We start from the raw sequence: 1,548 nt of genomic DNA, 5'->3' as shown, positions 1-1,548 counted from the left end.
CATCAAGGCGCTCGTGGATGGTCTCGTGAGCGGCTGCGGCTGGCGTCCGCACGGCTGGGTGCCGCTCCTGCCCGACGACGACGACACCCACCTCATCGGCCCCGACTGGCGACCGCAGGCCGAGCGGTGCAAACCGGGGCACGTCCGGCTGACGCTCATCTTCCAGGAGGTGGACGGATGAAACCCCCCATGCCCTGGGTCGCTGACGGCCCCGACTTTGTCGTGCGCAGAGACGACAACATCGACAGAGAGGACGAGACGCCATGCCAGTGACGAAGCGCACCCGATTCGAGGTACTGCGACGCGATGGCTACCAGTGCCGATACTGCCACCGTAAGGACAATGAACTAACCGTCGATCACGTCACCCCTACCAGCCTCGGGGGCGCAGACACCCCAGAGAACCTGGTCGCCTGCTGCATGGACTGCAACGCCGGGAAGGCCTCCAGTCACCCGGACACACCCCTCGTCGCCGACGTGAGTGAGGACGCGAAACGGTGGGCTGAGGCCCGCAAGATCGCAGCCCAGCGCGTCTCTGAACGGCGCGACAGATGGTCCAAACAGTGCCAGAAGTTTCGCAAAACGTGGCGAGTTTGGGACGAAGATTGCACGTTTCTGCCCGCCGATTGGAAGCAAAGTGTGGTGCGTTGGCTCGATAACGGAGTGCCTTACGACCGTATAGCTGAGGCGCACAGCATCGCAATCGAAGCCTACGGCGTCCCAAGTCGCACAGTCTTCCGCTACATGGCGGGCGTCATCAAGAACATCGTGAAGGAAATCGAGGCCGAAACTGCCGCGATCCTGAGAGCGGGCGACGATGGCTAGAGAGTTCGCACGCTACCTCGTCTCGACCCACCGCGACCCAGATTGGGCCACGCTGACCACCACCCAACACGACTGTTACATGGCGCTCCTGTCCAGCCCAGACCTGTCATGGGCCGGGGTTGTCCCCTACTTCCCAGCCAGGTATGCAGGCAACGCCGCCGACCTGACACCCCGCAAGGTTGCCAAAGCGTGGGACTCGCTCGCAGACGCAAACCTGCTAGTCATCGACCATTCAACCGGTGAAATCCTCGTGCGCTCATTCCTGAGGCACGACAAGGTGTTGACGAAACCCAACGTGACGAAAGCATTCTGCCGCGCCCTCGACCGCATCGCCTCGACCGCTATCCGCGACCAGATCACCGCCGAGGTGGCACGCATCTGGAGCGAGGAGGGTGACGCGCTCGCCTCCAGTTGGGACGTCATCGCTGACCTGTTGCCACACATGTCCGAGCAGATCGGGATCACGCCATGACCACAAAACCATTCCCGAAACCATTCCCCGAACCGTTCAGGAAACCATTCCCGAAACCGTTCAGCGAATCATTGCCGAAACCCTTCGGCAAACCCATCCCCAACTACTTACAAACCTTCAAACCTTCAAACCGCCCGCGCAGCGCGAGTAACGCTGAACCCTTGCGTCTATCTGTGGTTGAGAATTGTGGTTCAGCAAGCAAAAAAAGTCCGGTAGGTAGGGGCTCGCGATCTTTGCTTGCCGACCTCGCTA

At 61.1% G+C, this 1,548-nt stretch carries 4 protein-coding genes; all 4 read left to right on the top strand.

The features are described 5' to 3' along the window. Positions 1-181, top strand: a 181-nt coding sequence (locus tag ACTQ1S_RS09275; protein WP_441547561.1) for a hypothetical protein, incomplete at its 5' end; no start/stop codon positions are given. An 82-nt stretch (positions 182-263) separates the two neighbouring features. After that, positions 264-824 (top strand): HNH endonuclease, encoded by a 561-nt coding sequence (locus ACTQ1S_RS09270; protein WP_343091532.1) that lies wholly within the window; start codon positions 264-266, stop codon positions 822-824. After that, positions 817-1,296 (top strand): hypothetical protein, encoded by a 480-nt coding sequence (locus ACTQ1S_RS09265; RefSeq protein WP_441042290.1) that lies wholly within the window; start codon positions 817-819, stop codon positions 1,294-1,296. Before ACTQ1S_RS09270 ends, ACTQ1S_RS09265 begins: the two co-directional genes overlap by 8 nt. Further along, positions 1,293-1,548 (top strand): hypothetical protein (locus tag ACTQ1S_RS09260; protein ID WP_441547560.1); only part of this gene is annotated, 256 nt, incomplete at its 3' end. The genes ACTQ1S_RS09265 and ACTQ1S_RS09260, both read left to right, overlap by 4 nt.

Origin of the sequence: Collinsella sp. LCP21S3_D3 (genome assembly GCF_052118305.1) — a bacterium.
Classification (GTDB): Bacteria; Actinomycetota; Coriobacteriia; order Coriobacteriales; family Coriobacteriaceae; genus Collinsella.
This window is presented reverse-complemented; position numbering and strand designations above follow the sequence as displayed.